Annotated in this window: 16 protein-coding genes; 10 read left to right on the forward strand and 6 right to left on the reverse strand. The window is 70.7% G+C overall.

Annotation, left to right across the window (positions count from 1 at the left end):
• Positions 1–2 precede the first annotated feature (2 nt).
• Together Vlu01_RS20655 and Vlu01_RS20660 are read left to right on the forward strand one after the other, a co-directional pair.
• The gene (locus tag Vlu01_RS20655) at positions 3–2,192 is read left to right on the forward strand and encodes a bifunctional glycosyltransferase/CDP-glycerol:glycerophosphate glycerophosphotransferase (protein WP_204002059.1); all 2,190 of its coding nucleotides are present in this window, start codon (positions 3–5) and stop codon (positions 2,190–2,192) included.
• A gap of 146 nt (positions 2,193–2,338) precedes the next feature.
• Positions 2,339–3,640 (forward strand): ABC transporter ATP-binding protein, encoded by a 1,302-nt coding sequence (locus Vlu01_RS20660; RefSeq protein WP_204002060.1) that lies wholly within the window; start codon positions 2,339–2,341, stop codon positions 3,638–3,640.
• Positions 3,641–3,749: 109 nt separating this feature from the next.
• On the opposite strand, the gene Vlu01_RS20665 is transcribed toward Vlu01_RS20660, so the two are convergent.
• Positions 3,750–4,124: a hypothetical protein gene (locus Vlu01_RS20665; RefSeq protein ID WP_204002061.1), complete on the reverse strand. Its 375-nt coding sequence runs from the start codon at positions 4,122–4,124 to the stop codon at positions 3,750–3,752.
• Positions 4,125–4,349: 225 nt separating this feature from the next.
• On the opposite strand from Vlu01_RS20665, the gene Vlu01_RS20670 reads away from it, so the two are divergent.
• From Vlu01_RS20670 to Vlu01_RS20695, 6 genes are all read left to right on the forward strand, one after another.
• Entirely contained in the window at positions 4,350–5,150 is an 801-nt protein-coding gene (locus Vlu01_RS20670) for a helix-turn-helix domain-containing protein (protein WP_204002062.1), read from the forward strand.
• Positions 5,141–5,329, forward strand: a complete 189-nt coding sequence (locus Vlu01_RS20675; RefSeq protein ID WP_204002063.1) for a DUF397 domain-containing protein — start codon at positions 5,141–5,143, stop codon at positions 5,327–5,329. Before Vlu01_RS20670 ends, Vlu01_RS20675 begins: the two co-directional genes overlap by 10 nt.
• 74 nt (positions 5,330–5,403) lie before the next feature.
• Entirely contained in the window at positions 5,404–5,868 is a 465-nt protein-coding gene (locus tag Vlu01_RS20680; protein WP_204002064.1) for a DUF4442 domain-containing protein, read from the forward strand.
• Between the two features lie 325 nt (positions 5,869–6,193).
• A complete protein-coding gene (locus Vlu01_RS20685) occupies positions 6,194–6,775 on the forward strand; it encodes a hypothetical protein (protein ID WP_204002066.1) in 582 nt (193 codons plus the stop codon).
• A 118-nt stretch (positions 6,776–6,893) separates the two neighbouring features.
• Positions 6,894–7,646, forward strand: coding sequence for an HAD family hydrolase (locus tag Vlu01_RS20690; protein ID WP_204002069.1), 753 nt, complete (start codon positions 6,894–6,896; stop codon positions 7,644–7,646).
• Positions 7,643–10,018, forward strand: a complete 2,376-nt coding sequence (locus Vlu01_RS20695) for a glycoside hydrolase family 65 protein (protein ID WP_204002072.1) — start codon at positions 7,643–7,645, stop codon at positions 10,016–10,018. Before Vlu01_RS20690 ends, Vlu01_RS20695 begins: the two co-directional genes overlap by 4 nt.
• A gap of 16 nt (positions 10,019–10,034) precedes the next feature.
• On the opposite strand, the gene Vlu01_RS20700 is transcribed toward Vlu01_RS20695, so the two are convergent.
• Positions 10,035–10,214 carry a hypothetical protein gene (locus Vlu01_RS20700; protein WP_204002075.1) on the reverse strand — a complete coding sequence of 60 codons (180 nt, stop codon included), beginning with the start codon at positions 10,212–10,214 and terminating at the stop codon, positions 10,035–10,037.
• 161 nt (positions 10,215–10,375) lie between these two features.
• On the opposite strand from Vlu01_RS20700, the gene Vlu01_RS20705 reads away from it, so the two are divergent.
• Positions 10,376–11,044, forward strand: a complete 669-nt coding sequence (locus Vlu01_RS20705; protein WP_204002078.1) for a dienelactone hydrolase family protein — start codon at positions 10,376–10,378, stop codon at positions 11,042–11,044.
• 16 nt (positions 11,045–11,060) lie between these two features.
• On the opposite strand, the gene Vlu01_RS20710 is transcribed toward Vlu01_RS20705, so the two are convergent.
• The 4 genes from Vlu01_RS20710 to Vlu01_RS20725 form a co-directional block, all read right to left on the reverse strand.
• Positions 11,061–12,182 (reverse strand): AI-2E family transporter, encoded by a 1,122-nt coding sequence (locus Vlu01_RS20710; protein ID WP_204002081.1) that lies wholly within the window; start codon positions 12,180–12,182, stop codon positions 11,061–11,063.
• A 166-nt stretch (positions 12,183–12,348) separates the two neighbouring features.
• Positions 12,349–13,164: a hypothetical protein gene (locus Vlu01_RS20715; RefSeq protein ID WP_239096013.1), complete on the reverse strand. Its 816-nt coding sequence runs from the start codon at positions 13,162–13,164 to the stop codon at positions 12,349–12,351.
• A 196-nt stretch (positions 13,165–13,360) separates the two neighbouring features.
• On the reverse strand, positions 13,361–13,750 hold the full coding sequence (locus Vlu01_RS20720; RefSeq protein WP_204002084.1) for a hypothetical protein: 390 nt from the start codon (positions 13,748–13,750) through the stop codon (positions 13,361–13,363).
• Positions 13,751–13,842: 92 nt separating this feature from the next.
• Positions 13,843–14,178, reverse strand: coding sequence for a helix-turn-helix transcriptional regulator (locus Vlu01_RS20725; RefSeq protein WP_373307472.1), 336 nt, complete (start codon positions 14,176–14,178; stop codon positions 13,843–13,845).
• Between the two features lie 198 nt (positions 14,179–14,376).
• Between Vlu01_RS20725 and Vlu01_RS20730 the strand changes: the two genes are divergently transcribed.
• A complete protein-coding gene (locus Vlu01_RS20730; protein ID WP_204002092.1) occupies positions 14,377–15,075 on the forward strand; it encodes a carbonic anhydrase in 699 nt (232 codons plus the stop codon).
• The last annotated feature ends 59 nt before the right edge of the window (positions 15,076–15,134 follow it).

Genomic DNA, 15,134 nt, shown 5'->3' on the forward strand with positions numbered 1-15,134 from the left:
CGATGACGCTGGTCAGCTTCGTTGTCCCGGCCTTCCGGGTGCAGGGCTACCTGCGGGAATGTCTGGACTCGATCCTTGCCCAACCGGTCGCCGACATCGAGGTGATCGGAGTCGACGACTGCTCGCCCGACGGCAGTGGGGAGATCCTCGCCGAGTACGCCGACCGCGACGACCGGGTGACGGCGGTACGCCTGGACCGCAACGTGGGGCTCGGCCCGGCCCGCAACGTCGGGCTGGACCGGGCGGTCGGCGAGTACGTCTGGTTCGTCGACGGTGACGACTGGCTGACGGCGGACTGCCTGGTCGAGGTGGCCGCCCGACTGCGCGAGACCCGGCCGGACGTGCTGATCGTCGACCACGTACGCGCGCACTGGGACGACACGGTGACCCGCAGCGCGATGGCCGATGTCTTCCCCGTTCCACCCGGGCCGGTCACGTTCCGCCTGGCCGAGCGGCCGGAGACGGTGAGACTGCTGCACACGGCATGGAACCGACTGATCCGTCGGCAGTTCCTGGTCGACGTGGGGCTGCGCTTCGCACCCGGCTGGTACGAGGACGTCTCCTTCAGCTATCCGACTCTGTTGGCCGCAGACCGGATCGGGGTGCTGGACCTGGTCTGTGTGAACTACCGGCAGCGGCGGGCGGGCGCGATCACGAGGACCCGCGGCGAGCGCCACTTCGACGTGTTCGAGCAGTGGCACCGGGTGTTCCGGGAACTGGACCGGCTCGGAGCCGAGGAACTGCGGCCGGAGCTCTTCGAACGGATGATGTGGCACTACCTGGTCGTGCTCGGCAACGGCGACCGGATCGGGCCCGAGCTGCGACCGACCTTCTTCGCCCGGGTCGCCATCGAGCACGCTCGGTTCCGGCCACCCGAGGGGCACCGGGTGCCGGGCGGGGTGGCGGGGCTCAAGCACCGGCTGGTGGCGGCGGGTCGATGGCACGCGTTCAGCGCGCTGCGGACCGTGAGCCGGGCGGGGGAGACCGTTCGCCAGGTCGCCGGCAGGACTCGCCGACGAGTGCTGCCGGCGTCCCGGGTCGGCGTGCGGCGGGCCCGTGACGCGGTGCTGCGCCAGTACCAGCGGGCGGAACGCCGCCGGCCGGTCGAGGAGAACCTGGCCGTCTACGCCGCGTACTGGTATCGCGGTTACACCTGCAATCCCGCCGCGATCTACGAGGCGGCCCGCCGGCTGGCACCGCAGGTCCGGGGCGTGTGGATCGTCCGACGGGACCGGGTGCACACCCTGCCCGAGGGGGTCGAGTACGTGATCGCGGGCACCGCCGCGTACCACCGGGCGCTGGCCCGGGCCCGCTGGCTGGTCAACAACGTCAACTTCCCGGACTCGGTACGCAAGCGGCCGGGCACCGTGCACGTGCAGACCCACCACGGCACCCCGGTCAAGGTGATGGGCCTGGACCAGCAGCGTTATCCGCTGGGTGCGGGCGGGATGGACTTCGCCGGCCTGCTGCGCCGGGTGGATCGGTGGGACTACAGCGTCACCTCGAACAGCTTCTCCACCCAGATGTGGGAACGCGCCTATCCGGCCGGGTACACCACTCTGGAGGTGGGATACCCGCGTAACGACCGGCTGGTGACCGCGACCCCCGAGGAGGTGCTGCGGCGGCGCGCGGAGTTCGACGCCGGCCTCGGTGAGCAGGTCGTGCTGTACGCGCCGACCCATCGGGAGCATCTGCCCCGGTACCGGCCACCGTTCGACGTGGAGCGGTTCCTCGGCGCGCTCGGTCCCACCGGCCTGCTGCTGATGCGCAGCCACTACTTTCATGACCGGGACCGGCGACTGCCACCTCCGGCCGCGCGTGGTCGCGTCCTGGACGTGAGCGCCCATCCTCGGGTGGAGGATCTGTACCTCGCCGCCGACGTCCTGGTCACTGACTATTCGTCGGCGATGTTCGACTACGCCGTCCTGGACCGACCGATCGTCATCTACGCCCCCGACTGGGACGCCTATCGCCTGACCCGGGGTGTCTACCTGGACATCACCGCCGAGCCGCCGGGCCCGGTGGCGCGGAACTTCACCGAACTGCTCGACGTGTTCCGGTCGGGCGCGCTCCGCTCGTCTGAGGCCGAGCAGGCGCGGGCGCGCTTCCGGGAGCGGTTCTGCGCCCTGGAGGACGGGCACGCCGCCGAGCGGGTGGTACGCCAGGTCTTCCTCGGCGAGGCACCGGCCTGAGTTCGAAGTTCCGCATAAACGCCGCTAATCGATGGAACGTAATAGGTCTGTCACGTTTCAAACATGGCACGTTTACCCGATGTGCCGGCTCCATGATCCTGGCCACAGTCATTCGGGGCTTCGATGACGAAGGTGGGGAGGGGACGGTGACCACCGTCGCGCTCAAGGATGTCACAAAGGTCTTCCGAGACGGCACGGTCGCGGTCGACAGCGTCAACCTCGACGTGACCGACGGTGAGTTCATGGTGCTGCTCGGGCCGTCCGGCTGCGGCAAGTCGACGGTCCTGCGGATGGTGGCGGGGTTGGAGGACCCGACCTCCGGCGCCGTCCTGCTCAACGGGGAGGTCGCCAACGAACTGCCGCCGCGGGAGCGGCGAGTGGCGATGGTCTTCCAGGATTTCGCGCTCTACCCGCACATGAGCGTCAACGACAACATCGCCTTCCCGCTCAAGCTGGCCGGTGTCGAGCCGACGCCGCGTGGCGAGCGGGTCACCGATGTGGCCAGCGCTCTCGGCATCGGTGACGTGCTGGCCCGGCGGCCCAGCCAACTCTCCGGCGGGCAGCGGCAGCGGGTGGCGATGGGCCGGGCGATCGTCCGCCGGCCGGGGCTGTTCCTGATGGACGAGCCTTTGTCCAACCTGGACAGTGGGCTGCGCGCGGAACTGCGCGCGGAGATCTCCGGCCTGACCCGCGAGCTGGGGGTCACCACCATCTACGTCACGCACGACCAGGCCGAGGCGCTGACCATGGCCGACCGGGTCGCCATCATGCGCAAGGGTGTCCTTCAGGACGTCGGCACCCCGACCCAGGTGTACGGCCGACCGGCGACGCTCTACGTCGCCGCGTTCCTGGGCAGCCCTCGGATGAACCTGCTGGAGGCGTCGGTCTACGTCCACCTCGACCGCTATGTCACGCTCACCCTCGGGGAACAGGCGCTCTACCTGCCCTGGGACGACATCCGCAGCCGGGCCGTGGCGCACTACCACGGCGAGCGGATCGTGGTCGGGATGCGGGCCGAGGCGCTCACCCCGGTCGCTCCCGACACCCCCGGTGACGTGCTCCAGGGCCGGATCCGCTACCTGGAACACCACGGCCACGAGTCGTTGGCCTTCCTCGACATCGGCGCCACCGCCATCATGGTGGACGACATCGGCGCGCCGGTGGACGCCGAGACCCCGCCCGGCCAGCGCGGCCTGCGCCGGTTCGGCCAGGTGATGCAGCGGTTCAAGGGACGGGCCAGTGAGCCGGCGACGCCCGGGGGCAACGGCAACCGGACCAGCGTGCTGCACGACCCCGGCCGCCACCACCGCCGCCCAGCCGAACTCGCGGTACGGCTCGCGCCGTACCCCGCCGTCACCGCCGGGCACCCCCTCGCCGTCCAGGTCCGCATGGACGCCCTGCACTTCTTCGACGACCGCGGCGACCGCATCGACGTCGGCTGGCGCTAACCCCAATGCCGCTCCCTCCCCCCTCCCTCCCCCTTCGGCGTCGATCATGCAGTTGTGGCACCTGACAAAGGCCACTTATCCGTGTATATCGGGTGCCATAACTGCATGATCAGCGTGGTGGGAGGGGGAGGGGGAGGGGGAGGGGGCGGCGGTAGGGGGACCAGGCGACGAAGCGGGTGAAGAGGGCGCGGGGGGTGGGTCCGTCGTGGGGGTTGAGGTGGTAGAGGTCGCGGGTGGCCTCGTAGAAGAGGCCGGAGAGATAGATCGACAGGCCGATTTCGTTGCGGCCGTACTCGACCTTGAGCAGCAGGCGGGCCATCGAGCAGGGCCACGGATTCCCGCATGCCCGGCAGCACCACAGCGGGCGCAGTGGAGTGTGTGGTGTCTCGTGCCGGGGATAGGCCCGGGGCCGGTCAGGGGCCGGCCCGTCGCTGGGCTGCGGTAGCTGGGTCGTGATCGGCCAGTTCGGTGTGGGGCGGGTCATGTCTGATCGCTCCGATCCATCGTCTTCGCTCACCGCTATGGGTCCGGGGTCCGTCTCGGCGGGGGAGGCCGGACGGACCCCGGGTACGGAACCCCACGGTCTGCCGCAACCCGGGGTATCCGTTACGTGACAGTCTGGTGAGGACGGCGCTAGCTTCGGAAGGCGATCGCGCCCCACCAGTCCGGCCGTACGAGACGGCCGGCACCGACGTGCAGAGGTGTGCAGATGGATCGGATGCCCTTGCTGGACCTGTTCGCCGGTGAGTTGCGCCGGCTGCGGACGAAGGCCGGCCTCTCCCAGGAGGCGCTCGGCGAGCAGATCAACTATTCGGCCTCGCTGGTGGCCTCGGTCGAGCAGTGCCGGCGCGCGCCCCGGGAGGAGTTCACCCAACGCTGTGACGAGGCGCTGCACGGCGAAGGGCTGCTGCTGCGGATCCGGGAGGCGATCCTCAAGGAGAGCCTGATGCCGTGGTTCCGGGAGTGGGTGACGATCGAGCAGGAGGCGACCGCGCTGTGCAGCTTCCAGCCGCTGGTGGTGCCCGGCCTGCTCCAGACCGAGGAGTACGCCCGCGCGCTCTACGAGGGTGCGAGTCACCTGGTCGGCGACCAGGTGGAGCAGCCGCTGGCGGCCCGGCTCGACCGGCAGAAGGTGCTCGACCGGCCCAACCCGCCGCTGCTGGTGGCGGTGCTCGACTACACGGTGCTGGAGCGACCGGTCGGCGGCCCGAAGGTGATGCGGGAGCAGTTGCGGCACCTGGTGACGGTGGGCAACCGGACCCGGGTGCACCTGCACGTGGTGCCCCGGGGCGTCGGCGCCTATCCCGGGCTCAACGGCGCATTCGTGATCGCCACGCCGCCGGAGGGCGACGACCTCGCCTACCTGGACAACCAGTTGAGGGGCACCATCGTGGAGCGCACAGTGGACGTAAACTCGCTGCGGCAGCACTGGGAGTCCGTCCGAGCCGAGGCGCTGCCGCACGGGGCCACCCTCACAATGATCTCGGAGGCGGCGGAATCATGGACCTGACCGGCGCGATCTGGCGCAAGAGCAGCCGCAGCAGCGGGAATCAGGGCGACTGCGTCGAGGTCGCCGACAACCTGCCCGGCGTGGTGGGCGTACGCGACAGCAAGGACCCCCACGGCCCGGCGCTCACCTTCACCCCGGACACCTGGCGCGCCTTCGTCGAACTCACCAGACGGCACTGACCCCGGTTCGGCAGAGGGCGCCGACCCACGGATCGGTCCTTGCCGGCCAGGTTACCGACGGGTAGCGTCGGGGCATGAACATCGACTCGCGGCAGGTGGCAGCCGGCATGCTGGAGGCGGTGCCCTTCGCCCGGACGCTCGGCGTCGAGTTCGTCGAGGTGGCCCCGGAGGCGGAGGGCGGCGTCCGGGTGGTGGTCCGGCTGCCCGACTCGCCGGCGACCCACAACCACATCGGTGGTCCGCACGCCGGTGCCATGTTCACCCTCGGGGAGACCGCCTCCGGTGCGGTGGTGCTCGCTGCCTTCGGTCACCTGCTCGACCGGGCCACGCCGTTGGCGGTACGGGCGGAGATCGCGTACCGCAAGCTCGCCCTGGGTGCGGTGCGGGCGACTGCGCGGCTCGGCCGCCCGCCCGCCGAGGTGGTCGCGGAGTTGGAGGCCGGCGAACGACCCGAGTTCCCGGTACGCGTGGAGATCGCCACCGAGGCGGGCAAGCCGACCTCGGAGATGACCGTCGTCTGGACCCTGCGCCCGAACTGACCCGCCGCCGGTGGAGATGCTGAGGCCCGTCGATGTTGCCGGGGCGGGGCCAAGCGTGCTGGAATGGCTCATATCGCCGCAGCGCGGGGGCAAACGCGCTGAGCCCGGTGAGCACGGGAGCAACGTAGTGCTGGCAGCGCGCCGTTTCAGGGTGCGCCGCGCGCCGCGTCGTCGGTCCCACGTCACTTCGACGGGCGCACATCCCGGGCAGGTGTCTCGTCCCAGGTAACACCGGCACGTGTTCCGCGGCGGTTGGCCGTCGACGCGCCGGAGGCGTCCCAGCGATCCGCAACGCACATAACCGGCGACGAGGTGAGAAGCGATCATGATTTCCCGGGAGAGTTTGGCCGGGTGGTTCCGGCACCGCTACGTGTGGGCGGCGGTGATCCTGCTGGCGGTGTCGGCCGGCGCGGTCGTGCTGGTCACCACGGCCAGCTCCAAGTCGCAGCCGCCGGATCTGCACGGGCAGATCATGAACCGGATGCGGACCACGCTGGAACAGGCCGACCCGGAGCAGCACAACCACGCCGGGCACGAGGTGCAGCAGGTCAACGGTGAGGACGTCAAGCCACCGGTGATCTGCGGAGTCCACGTCTACGGCTACGAGCCGGCCGAGGTCACCGTGCTGGCCGACGTGAAGACGGTCTACGGGTTCCACCTGTGCGGAGTCGCCGAGCAGGGACGCACCTGGGACTGGGCGGTCAAACTGGCCGGCCCCCTGATCATGGACCTGTCCACGGAACCTGCCGGCATCCAGGTGGTCGAGGCGACCGAGGACACCAGGTTCATCGACCGACTGCATCAGATGTTCCCGGCCAAGTACGCGGAACTGGCGGAGAAGGAGGCGCTCGGCGAATCCGAGATGCTCGATCTGCGTCGCCGGTACGACTCCGCAGCCGGACTCTGACCACGTGGGGCATGGGCGGGTGCGGCCTGCTGACCGCACCCCTACGCGCCGCGCGGCCCGCCGCGCCGTATCCGAAGACGTACGTTTGCCGGTACGTGTCGGCGGATAGATTGGTACGATGCTCGGCCTGCCTGATCACGTGACCGCTGTTCTGTTCGATCTCGACGGTGTGCTCACCCAGACCGCCCGGGTGCACAATGCCGCCTGGACCGAGACCTTCGACGACTACCTGCGCCGACGGTCGGACACCACGGGGGAGCCCTACCGACCGTTCGATCCCGGACCTGACTATCACCGATATGTCGACGGTCGCCCCCGTCTCGACGGAATCCGGACCTTCCTCGCCTCGCGGGACATCACGCTGCCGGAGGGTTCTCCGGAGGATCCACCGGGCGCCCAAACCGTTTACGGCCTCGGCAATCAGAAGAATTCCCTGGTGCTGGAGCGGATCCGCACCATCGGGGTCGACGTGTACCCCGGCTCGGTGGCGTACCTCAAGGCGGTGGCCGCGGCGGGACTACGCCGAGCGGTCGTCACCGCCAGCGCCAACGGCCGCGAGGTGGTCGCCGCCGCCGGTCTGGAGCCGCTGCTGGAGGCCCGGGTGGACGGCCTCACCGCCCGAGCCGAAGGGCTGCGCGGCAAGCCGCACCCGGACACGTTCCTCGCCGGGTCGAAACTGCTCGACGTGGCACCGGAGAATGCGGCCGTGATCGAGGACGCGCTGGCCGGTGTGGAAGCCGGCAAGGCCGGCGGTTTCGGGTACGTCGTCGGCGTCGACCGGGCGGGCCAGGCCGACGAGCTGCGCGCGCACGGGGCCGACGTGGTGGTCGACGATCTCGCCGACCTGCTCGACGCTGGAGGGGCCAAGTGATCCGGGAGCGGGCGTATCCGGTCGAGCCGTGGCACGTGCGGGAGACCCGGCTGGACATGGACGTGATCGCCCAGTCCGAATCGGTGTTCGCCCTGTCCAACGGGCACATCGGGTTGCGCGGCAACCTGGACGAGGGTGAGCCGCACGGGCTGCCCGGCACCTACCTCAACTCGTTCTACGAACTGCGACCCCTGCCGTACGCGGAGGCCGGGTTCGGCTTCCCCGAGTCCGGCCAGACCATCGTCAACGTCACCAACGGCAAGCTCATCCGGTTGATGGTGGACGACGAGCCGCTCGACGTGCGCTACGGCGAGGTGCTCGGCCACGAGCGGATCCTCGACATGCGCGCCGGCACGCTGCACCGGTCGCTGCACTGGCGCTCCCCGGCCGGCCGCGAGGTCCGGATGACCAGCACCCGGTTGGTCTCCTTCCGGCAACGTTCGGTGGCCGCGTTCCGTTACGAGGTCGAACCGGCCGACGGCAAGCCGCTGCGATTGATCATCCAGTCGGAGCTGGTGGCCAACGAGACGTTGCCGCCGCAGAGCCGTGACCCGCGCGTCGCCGCAGTGCTGGAGTCACCGTTGCAGGCGGAGGAGGAGCTGACCACCCCGGCCGGTGGGCTGCTGATCCATCAGACCAAGGTCTCCGGGCTGCGGGTCGCCGCCGCGATGGACCATGAGGTGAGTTCACCGGCCCGGACGTCGGTCGGCTCCGAGGGGTACGAGGACTGGGTGCGTACCACCGTGGCCTGCGTGTTGGAGCCGGGCCAGAAACTTCAGGTGGTCAAGTACCTGACCTACGGCTGGTCGAGCCGACGTTCGTTGCCGGCGTTGCGCGACCAGGTCGGTGCCGCGCTGGCCGCGGCGAAGCTGGACGGCTGGGACGGGCTGGTCCGTGAGCAGCGGGAGTACCTGGACGAGTTCTGGGACGCCGCTGACGTCGTGGTCGACGGTGACCCGGAGGTGCAACAGGCGGTCCGGTTCGGCCTGTTCCACGTGCTCCAGGCGGGTGCGCGAGCGGAGCGGCGGCCCATCTCGGCCAAGGGGCTCACCGGCCCCGGGTACGACGGGCATGCCTTCTGGGACACCGAGATGTTCGTGCTGCCAGTCTTGACGTACACCCACCCGGCTGCCGTACGGGACGCACTGCAGTGGCGTTTCTCCACTCTGGAGCAGGCCCGGGAGCGGGCGCGAACGCTCAACCTGGCCGGGGCCGCCTTTCCGTGGCGCACCATCGAGGGGCCGGAGTCGTCGGGATACTGGCCGGCGGGGACTGCCGCGTTCCACGTCGCGGCCGGCATCGCCGACGCGCTGCGCCGCTACGTGTTGGCCACCGGTGACCGGGAACTGGAGCGGGAGATCGGCCTGGAACTGCTGGTCGAGACGGCGCGGCTGTGGCGCTCGCTCGGGCACCACGACCGCGCCGGCAACTTCCACATCGACGGGGTCACCGGTCCCGACGAGTACACCGCCGTCAAGAACGACAACATCTACACCAACCTGATGGCCCAGCGGAACCTGCGGGCCGCCGCCGAGGCGGTCATGCGGTACCGCGACGAGGCGTTCCACCTGCGGGTCACCGACGAGGAGGCCGCCGCGTGGCGGGACGCCGCCGCGGCCATGCACATCCCGTACGACCAGGAACTCCACGTGCATCAGCAGGTGGAGGGCTTCACCCGGCTGCAGGAGTGGAACTTCGAGCAGACCCCGCCCGACCGGTACCCGATGCTGCTGCACTATCCGTATTTCGACCTGTACCGCAAGCAGGTGATTAAGCAGGCTGACCTGGTACTGGCCATGCACTGGCGGGGCGACGCCTTCACCACCGAGGAGAAGCTACGCAACTTCCTCTACTACGAGCGGCGTACGGTCCGTGACTCCTCACTGTCGGCCTGCACCCAGGCCGTGCTGGCGGCGGAGGTCGGCTACGCCGATCTGGCGCACAGCTATCTGCGCGAGGGCGCGCTGCTGGACCTGCACGACCTGAACGACAACACCCGCGACGGCGTGCACATGGCGTCGCTCGCGGGTGCCTGGCTCGCGCTGGTCGCCGGGTTCGGCGGTCTGCGGGACCATGACGGGACGCTGTCGTTCGCGCCGTCCCTGTCGAGCCGGCTCAACGCACTGTCGTTCTCGCTTCAGTGGTGCGGCATGCGGTTGCGGGTCGACATACGCAGCCACGAGACGACGTACGCCCTGCACCACGCCGACCCGGACGCGCTCATCGAGCTGCGTCACCACGGCAAACCGGTGCGGGTCGTCTGCGACGAGCCGGTGACCGTGCCGAATCCGCCGCCGCGTACGGACCTGCCGATACCGGAGCAGGCACCCGGGCGGGCACCGCTGCTCCGGCTACCGGACAATCCGGCCTGACCCGGCTGCGCCGCCGTCAGATGGGCTCGCCCTGGGAAGGGCGGCCGGCGGCGTCGTGGGGCGACCTCGCCCGAGGATCGTCGGCCGAACGGGCCTCGGCCGCGTCGTCCGCCCAGTCCCGTCCGCGCTGCTCGTCCTCTTCCCGCCGGTCGCGTTCGGCGGCGGACTGCACGGGCTCACGCTGGTGATGCGCCATGACGATCCTCGCGATCTGTCGGCGGCGCCGGTGACGCCGGTCCGTCTGCGGTCGCCCGCCGGCTACCCGGCACCCCCCGGCGCAAACCCTCCGGGCGACCGGGGCGTGTGGCCGGCCGGGCTGGGTATCCGGGCGGTTGAGACAGCCGGCAGGGGGACGAGATGGATGTGCACGGGCAAGCGGCGACGATCCCGGCAGGTGGCGTCCTGCTCCCCGCCGACCTGCTGGTGCCGGCGGAGCTGGTCGGGGCGGTGCTGTTCGCGCACGGCAGCGGCAGCTCCCGGCACAGCCCGCGCAACGTGGCAGTGGCTCACCAGCTCAACCGTGCCGGCCTCGGCACCGTCCTGGTGGACCTGCTCACCGCCGCCGAGGACGAGATGGACGCGGCAACCGCCGAACTGCGTTTCGACATCGGGCTGCTGGCTGACCGTCTCGCTGGGACCCTGAACTGGCTGGCCACCGAGCGGCCGTTCGGAGCCGCCCCGGTCGGCCTCTTCGGCGCGAGCACCGGGGCCGCCGCCGCGTTGGTCGCCGCGGCGCAACGGCCCGACCTGGTGCGGGCGGTGGTGTCCCGCGGTGGTCGTCCCGACCTGGCCGGGGCCGCCCTGGACCGGGTACGCGCCGCCACGCTGCTGCTGGTCGGCGGTCTCGACGAGGAGGTGATCACTCTCAACGAGCAGGCGCTCGGCAAGCTGACGTCCCGGGCCGAACTGCGGGTGATCCCCGGAGCGACGCACCTGTTCGAGGAGCCGGGCACCCTTGACCAGGTCGCCGAGGCGGCGGTCGACTGGTTCCACGACCACCTGCAACCTCAGCCGACACCGCACTAGGCCCGCTCCGAAGCGGTCACGCGGAGTCGCCGGTGGCTGCAGCGGCCTGCCGTTGACGCTGGACGCTGTCGATCACACGCCAGGCGACAGCGGTGATCGGGACCGCCACGAAGGCCCCCGCAATGCCGGCGACGAGGGTGCCGGCGGTCACCGCGATCAGGATCACCGCCGGATGGAGTCGTACCTGGCGCTTCATCACCAGCGGCTCCAGCAGGTTGCCCTCCATCTGCTGCACGGCGATCACGGCGGCCAGGGTGAGCAGGGCGGTGGTGGGACCGTTGGCGGCCAGTGCGACCAGCACCGCGACCGCGCCGGCCACGGTGGCACCGACGATCGGCACGAATCCGCCGATGAACGTGATCAGCGCCAGCGGGAACGCCAGTGGCACCCTGAGCAACACCAGCGCCAGGCCGATACCGATGGCGTCGATGGCCGCGATCAGCATGGTGCCCCGACTGTACGAACCGAGGGTGCGCCAGCCGACCCGGCCAGCCTCGGCAGCGATCTCCCGGTTCCGCCCGGCCGCCCGGCGCAGCGTCCAGTGCCACATCTCCCGGCCGTCCTTGAGTAGAAAGAACAGCAGCACCAGGGCGAGCAGGGCGGAGCCGGCCACTTCGATCACCGTGCGGGCACTGGCGATCGGGTCCACCTCCTGCTGGCTGACCGTCTGACGCAGCTGGGCGAGCAACCCGTCGAGCTGTTCCTCGGTGACCGGCAGGGTGGAGATGACGAAGTCCCGGGTGCGCTCCAGCCCCTGACCCAGCTCGTCGCCCAGCTCGCTGAACTGGTCAGCGGTCAGACTCCAGACCAGGATGCCGACGCCGCCCAGGATGCCGAGCAGAAGCAGGACGGTGAGCAGGGCGGCGAGCGCGCCGGGCAGGCGTAGCCGGCGTAACGCCAGCCGCACCGGATCGAGCAGGGCGGCAAGGAAGAGGGTCGCGGCAACGGCGATGGCCAGTGGGGTGACCAGCAGCGTGATCTGCGCCAGCAGGTAGAGGCCGGCGGCGATCACCACCAGACAGGCGCTCCACACCACCGCGGAACGGATCAGCCAGGGCAGGGCCGCCCACGTCTGGCGCGGCCCGGCACCCCGGACCGTCGTCTCGTCGGACGGGTGCCCGCCATCTCCCGCAGCCACGTCGGCCCTCCTCGATCTCCGGCGAGGTCGGTACCCGGTCGGCGTTCTCCCGACACCGATTCCGCACCAGGGCCTGTTCTCGATGTGCCGGCTGAACCAGGGACGTCGACACAGACCCTAGTTGCCGGAGGCCGACGCGGAGGGCTTTCGGCGCGCGAGGCCCGGTTCAGTACGCGGCGGCCGGAACCCGACCACCGGCGACCGCTGGCATCTCCCGGGTCTGCTCGGCGGCACTCGGCGTGGTCAGCGGCAGCACGTCACGATCCTCGGTCGCCGGCAACAGCGCGCGGACCGATTCCTCGCGCAGGCTGCGTGCCGCGGCGGCGGCGAGTTCCGCGGCCCGCCAGGCCAGCTGCTCCCGTTCCCGGGCTGCCCGCTGTCGGGCCAGGAGGTGGTCGCGTACCGCTCGGCGCAGCATCAACTCCTGCTCGACCGGGTGCAACCGGGGATCCCAGCCGCGGTGGGCGAAGACGTCGCTGAGCTGTTCCACCGACAGCTCCCGTCGCCAGTACGCGTCCAGAGCCGCCCGATGCAGCCAGCGCTCACGGTCGGCGTACTCGGCGGGCGTCCGGGCGGTCTGCGGCAACGGCATGCCGGCGGCACCGGAGAGCCGACGCACGTCCGCCTCCGCCGCCTCGTACGCCCGCCATGCCTGCTCGGCCTCGTCCTGCGCGGCCAGCCATTCGTCGCGGCGGTGTCGGGCCGTGGCATCGGCCCGGTCTGCGGCGACGGTGACCTCTTCGGCCCAGCGTTCCTGGTCACGTCGTTGCTCGGAGTGTTCGGACCGGCTCGGCAGCGCGGCCTCGCGGATGCGGGTGCCGGCGTCGAAGCGGAACAGCCGGGGCCGCAGCAGCAGGGCGGCGACGGCGAGGATCACCACACCGAGCAGACCCAGCCAGATGACGGCGGCGCGGGGCGCGTCGAGCAGGACGGAAGAAAGGGCGGTACGCATCATCAACACCTCGCGGTCGGGATGAATCATCGACTGTGGTGGACGCAGGTGACGGCTGGTCGGTGGTGGCGCGGGCCGTGCCACCCGTCGGCCGATCGGGATCGCCGGGATGGGTCCGGGGATCAGCTGCCGAGGCGGCGACGCGGGGTTGGCCGGTTGGCCATCGCTGGCGTACTGGCCGGCGAGGCGCTGGCGTCACCGGCACGATCGGCCGGGCTGCCGTCGGTCAGCCGGCGGGTGGGCCGCGGCGGGTCGGCTCGCCCGCGCGGACGGGGGCGATGAAGTGACCGACCTGGGTTGCTCGGGCCGGCGCGGCGTCGCCACGTCGGGGCCCGACCGGTGCGCTAGCCGTCGGCTCCTGCCGGCCCTGGCCGGCATCGATCGTGGGGCGGGGCTCGATGGCGGGTCGGACCGCCACCGCTGCGGTTGACAGCGGGCCGACGGCGACCGCTGCGTTCGACGGTGGGACGGCGGCGGACCGGGCCGGCGGATCGGCCGCGACGGCCGCGCCGAGACCCACGGCGAGCACGAGGGACGCCAACGCCAACCGGGTCAGCTCACGCAGTGCGCGCAGCGTCGCCGGCCACAGTGGACGGGCGAACGCTGGTGAGGGCACGGACCCAACCTATCCCGCCGTCGGCACGATCGCAGCGCTGCGACGCCACGGGGTGGGTGAAGCGCGACACGTCGTCCGATCAGGACGGCGACTCAGCGATCGGCGGTGCCGGTCACCGGCACCTCGGTGAAGAGGGCCAGCAGGTCACCGACCTGGCGGTCGGCCTCTGCCGGGTGGCGGAACCGTCCGGCCGGGTTGAGGGTGTATTCGTTGCGCCGGCCCACCCGGGTGCGGTGCAGGTAGCCGCCGGCCTCAAGATCGGCGACGATCGCCTGGGCGGCACGTTCGGTGACACCGACCTCGGTCGCGACGTCGCGTAGCCGGGCGGTGGGGTTACGGGCGATGGCGAGCAGAACGTGCGCGTGGTTCGTGAGGAAGGTCCAGTTCCGCACATTTTCCCCTGCGTCAGTGTTCGCCATGCCCGCCATCGTATGACCTGCCGTTCGGGTGTCCAGGTCGCGCTGAGGTCGGCATTCGGCGTGACCGGCGCAAGCGTTATCTGATGCATGAAATGCATATCACGTATAGCTTGACGTGCGTTATTTCGCGTGTGACCGTGATGGCAGCCCGTGACCAGCGCCGGCCGGGATGACCAGGCATTCCTCCCAGAGATGAGGTGCAGCCGAATGAGTCGACCCGGAACGCTCGGTCCCCAGCCCGGGCCGGAACGCGAGTTTCTCACCGCGGATCTTCCCGGCGCCCCGCAACAGGCCCTCGCCGAACTGTTGGCCGGCAATCGGCGGTTCGTCACCGACACGTTGTGGCACCCGAACCAGAACGCCGGGCGGCGGACCGCCGTCGCGGTCGAACAACATCCCTTCGCGGTGATCGTCGGCTGCTCAGACTCCCGGCTCGCTGCCGAGATCATCTTCGATCGCGGACTGGGTGACCTCTTCGTGGTCCGCACCGCGGGGCACACCGTCGGGCCGGAGGTGCTGGGCAGCGTGGAGTACGCCGTGCTCGTGCTGCGTACGCCGCTCGTGGTGGTGCTCGGGCACGACTCGTGCGGTGCCGTCCGGGCGGCCCGCGACGCACTGACCAACGCCATCACACCCCCGGGTCATCTGGGCGCCGTGGTCGACGCCGTGGTGCCGAGCCTGCATCGGGCGCAGGATGCCGGAGTGCACGAACTGGACGAGATCGTGGACATCCATATCGCGCGGACCGTCGAGACGATGCTGGCCTCCTCCGAGACGCTCGCGGCGGAGGTGGGTGCCGGGCGGTGCGCGGTGGTCGGGATGTCGTACCGACTGGCCGCCGGCGAGGTGCGGGCGGTGGCTGCGGAACCCGCCGAACTGGTTGGCGCGATGGCGACCACGTCCTGATCGCGACCGCCGTGGCGGTCGCGTGAACAGCGCCACCGCCGCGCCTGACGACGAGGGCC

The organism is Micromonospora lutea (genome assembly GCF_016863535.1).
Lineage (GTDB): Bacteria > Actinomycetota > Actinomycetes > Mycobacteriales > Micromonosporaceae > Micromonospora > Micromonospora lutea.

Excerpts from the sequence above, each read along its gene's own strand:
- Vlu01_RS20655 (WP_204002059.1), top strand. The coding sequence starts at position 3 with ATGACGCTGGTCAGCTTCGTTGTCCCGGCCTTCCGGGTGCAGGGCTAC.
- Vlu01_RS20665 (WP_204002061.1), bottom strand. The coding sequence starts at position 4,124 with ATGACCCGCCCCACACCGAACTGGCCGATCACGACCCAGCTACCGCAG.
- Vlu01_RS20670 (WP_204002062.1), top strand. The coding sequence starts at position 4,350 with ATGGATCGGATGCCCTTGCTGGACCTGTTCGCCGGTGAGTTGCGCCGG.
- Vlu01_RS20675 (WP_204002063.1), top strand. The coding sequence starts at position 5,141 with ATGGACCTGACCGGCGCGATCTGGCGCAAGAGCAGCCGCAGCAGCGGG.
- Vlu01_RS20680 (WP_204002064.1), top strand. The coding sequence starts at position 5,404 with ATGAACATCGACTCGCGGCAGGTGGCAGCCGGCATGCTGGAGGCGGTG.
- Vlu01_RS20685 (WP_204002066.1), top strand. The coding sequence starts at position 6,194 with ATGATTTCCCGGGAGAGTTTGGCCGGGTGGTTCCGGCACCGCTACGTG.
- Vlu01_RS20690 (WP_204002069.1), top strand. The coding sequence starts at position 6,894 with ATGCTCGGCCTGCCTGATCACGTGACCGCTGTTCTGTTCGATCTCGAC.
- Vlu01_RS20700 (WP_204002075.1), bottom strand. The coding sequence starts at position 10,214 with ATGGCGCATCACCAGCGTGAGCCCGTGCAGTCCGCCGCCGAACGCGAC.
- Vlu01_RS20705 (WP_204002078.1), top strand. The coding sequence starts at position 10,376 with ATGGATGTGCACGGGCAAGCGGCGACGATCCCGGCAGGTGGCGTCCTG.
- Vlu01_RS20715 (WP_239096013.1), bottom strand. The coding sequence starts at position 13,164 with ATGATTCATCCCGACCGCGAGGTGTTGATGATGCGTACCGCCCTTTCT.
- Vlu01_RS20725 (WP_373307472.1), bottom strand. The coding sequence starts at position 14,178 with ATGGCGGGCATGGCGAACACTGACGCAGGGGAAAATGTGCGGAACTGG.
- Vlu01_RS20730 (WP_204002092.1), top strand. The coding sequence starts at position 14,377 with ATGAGTCGACCCGGAACGCTCGGTCCCCAGCCCGGGCCGGAACGCGAG.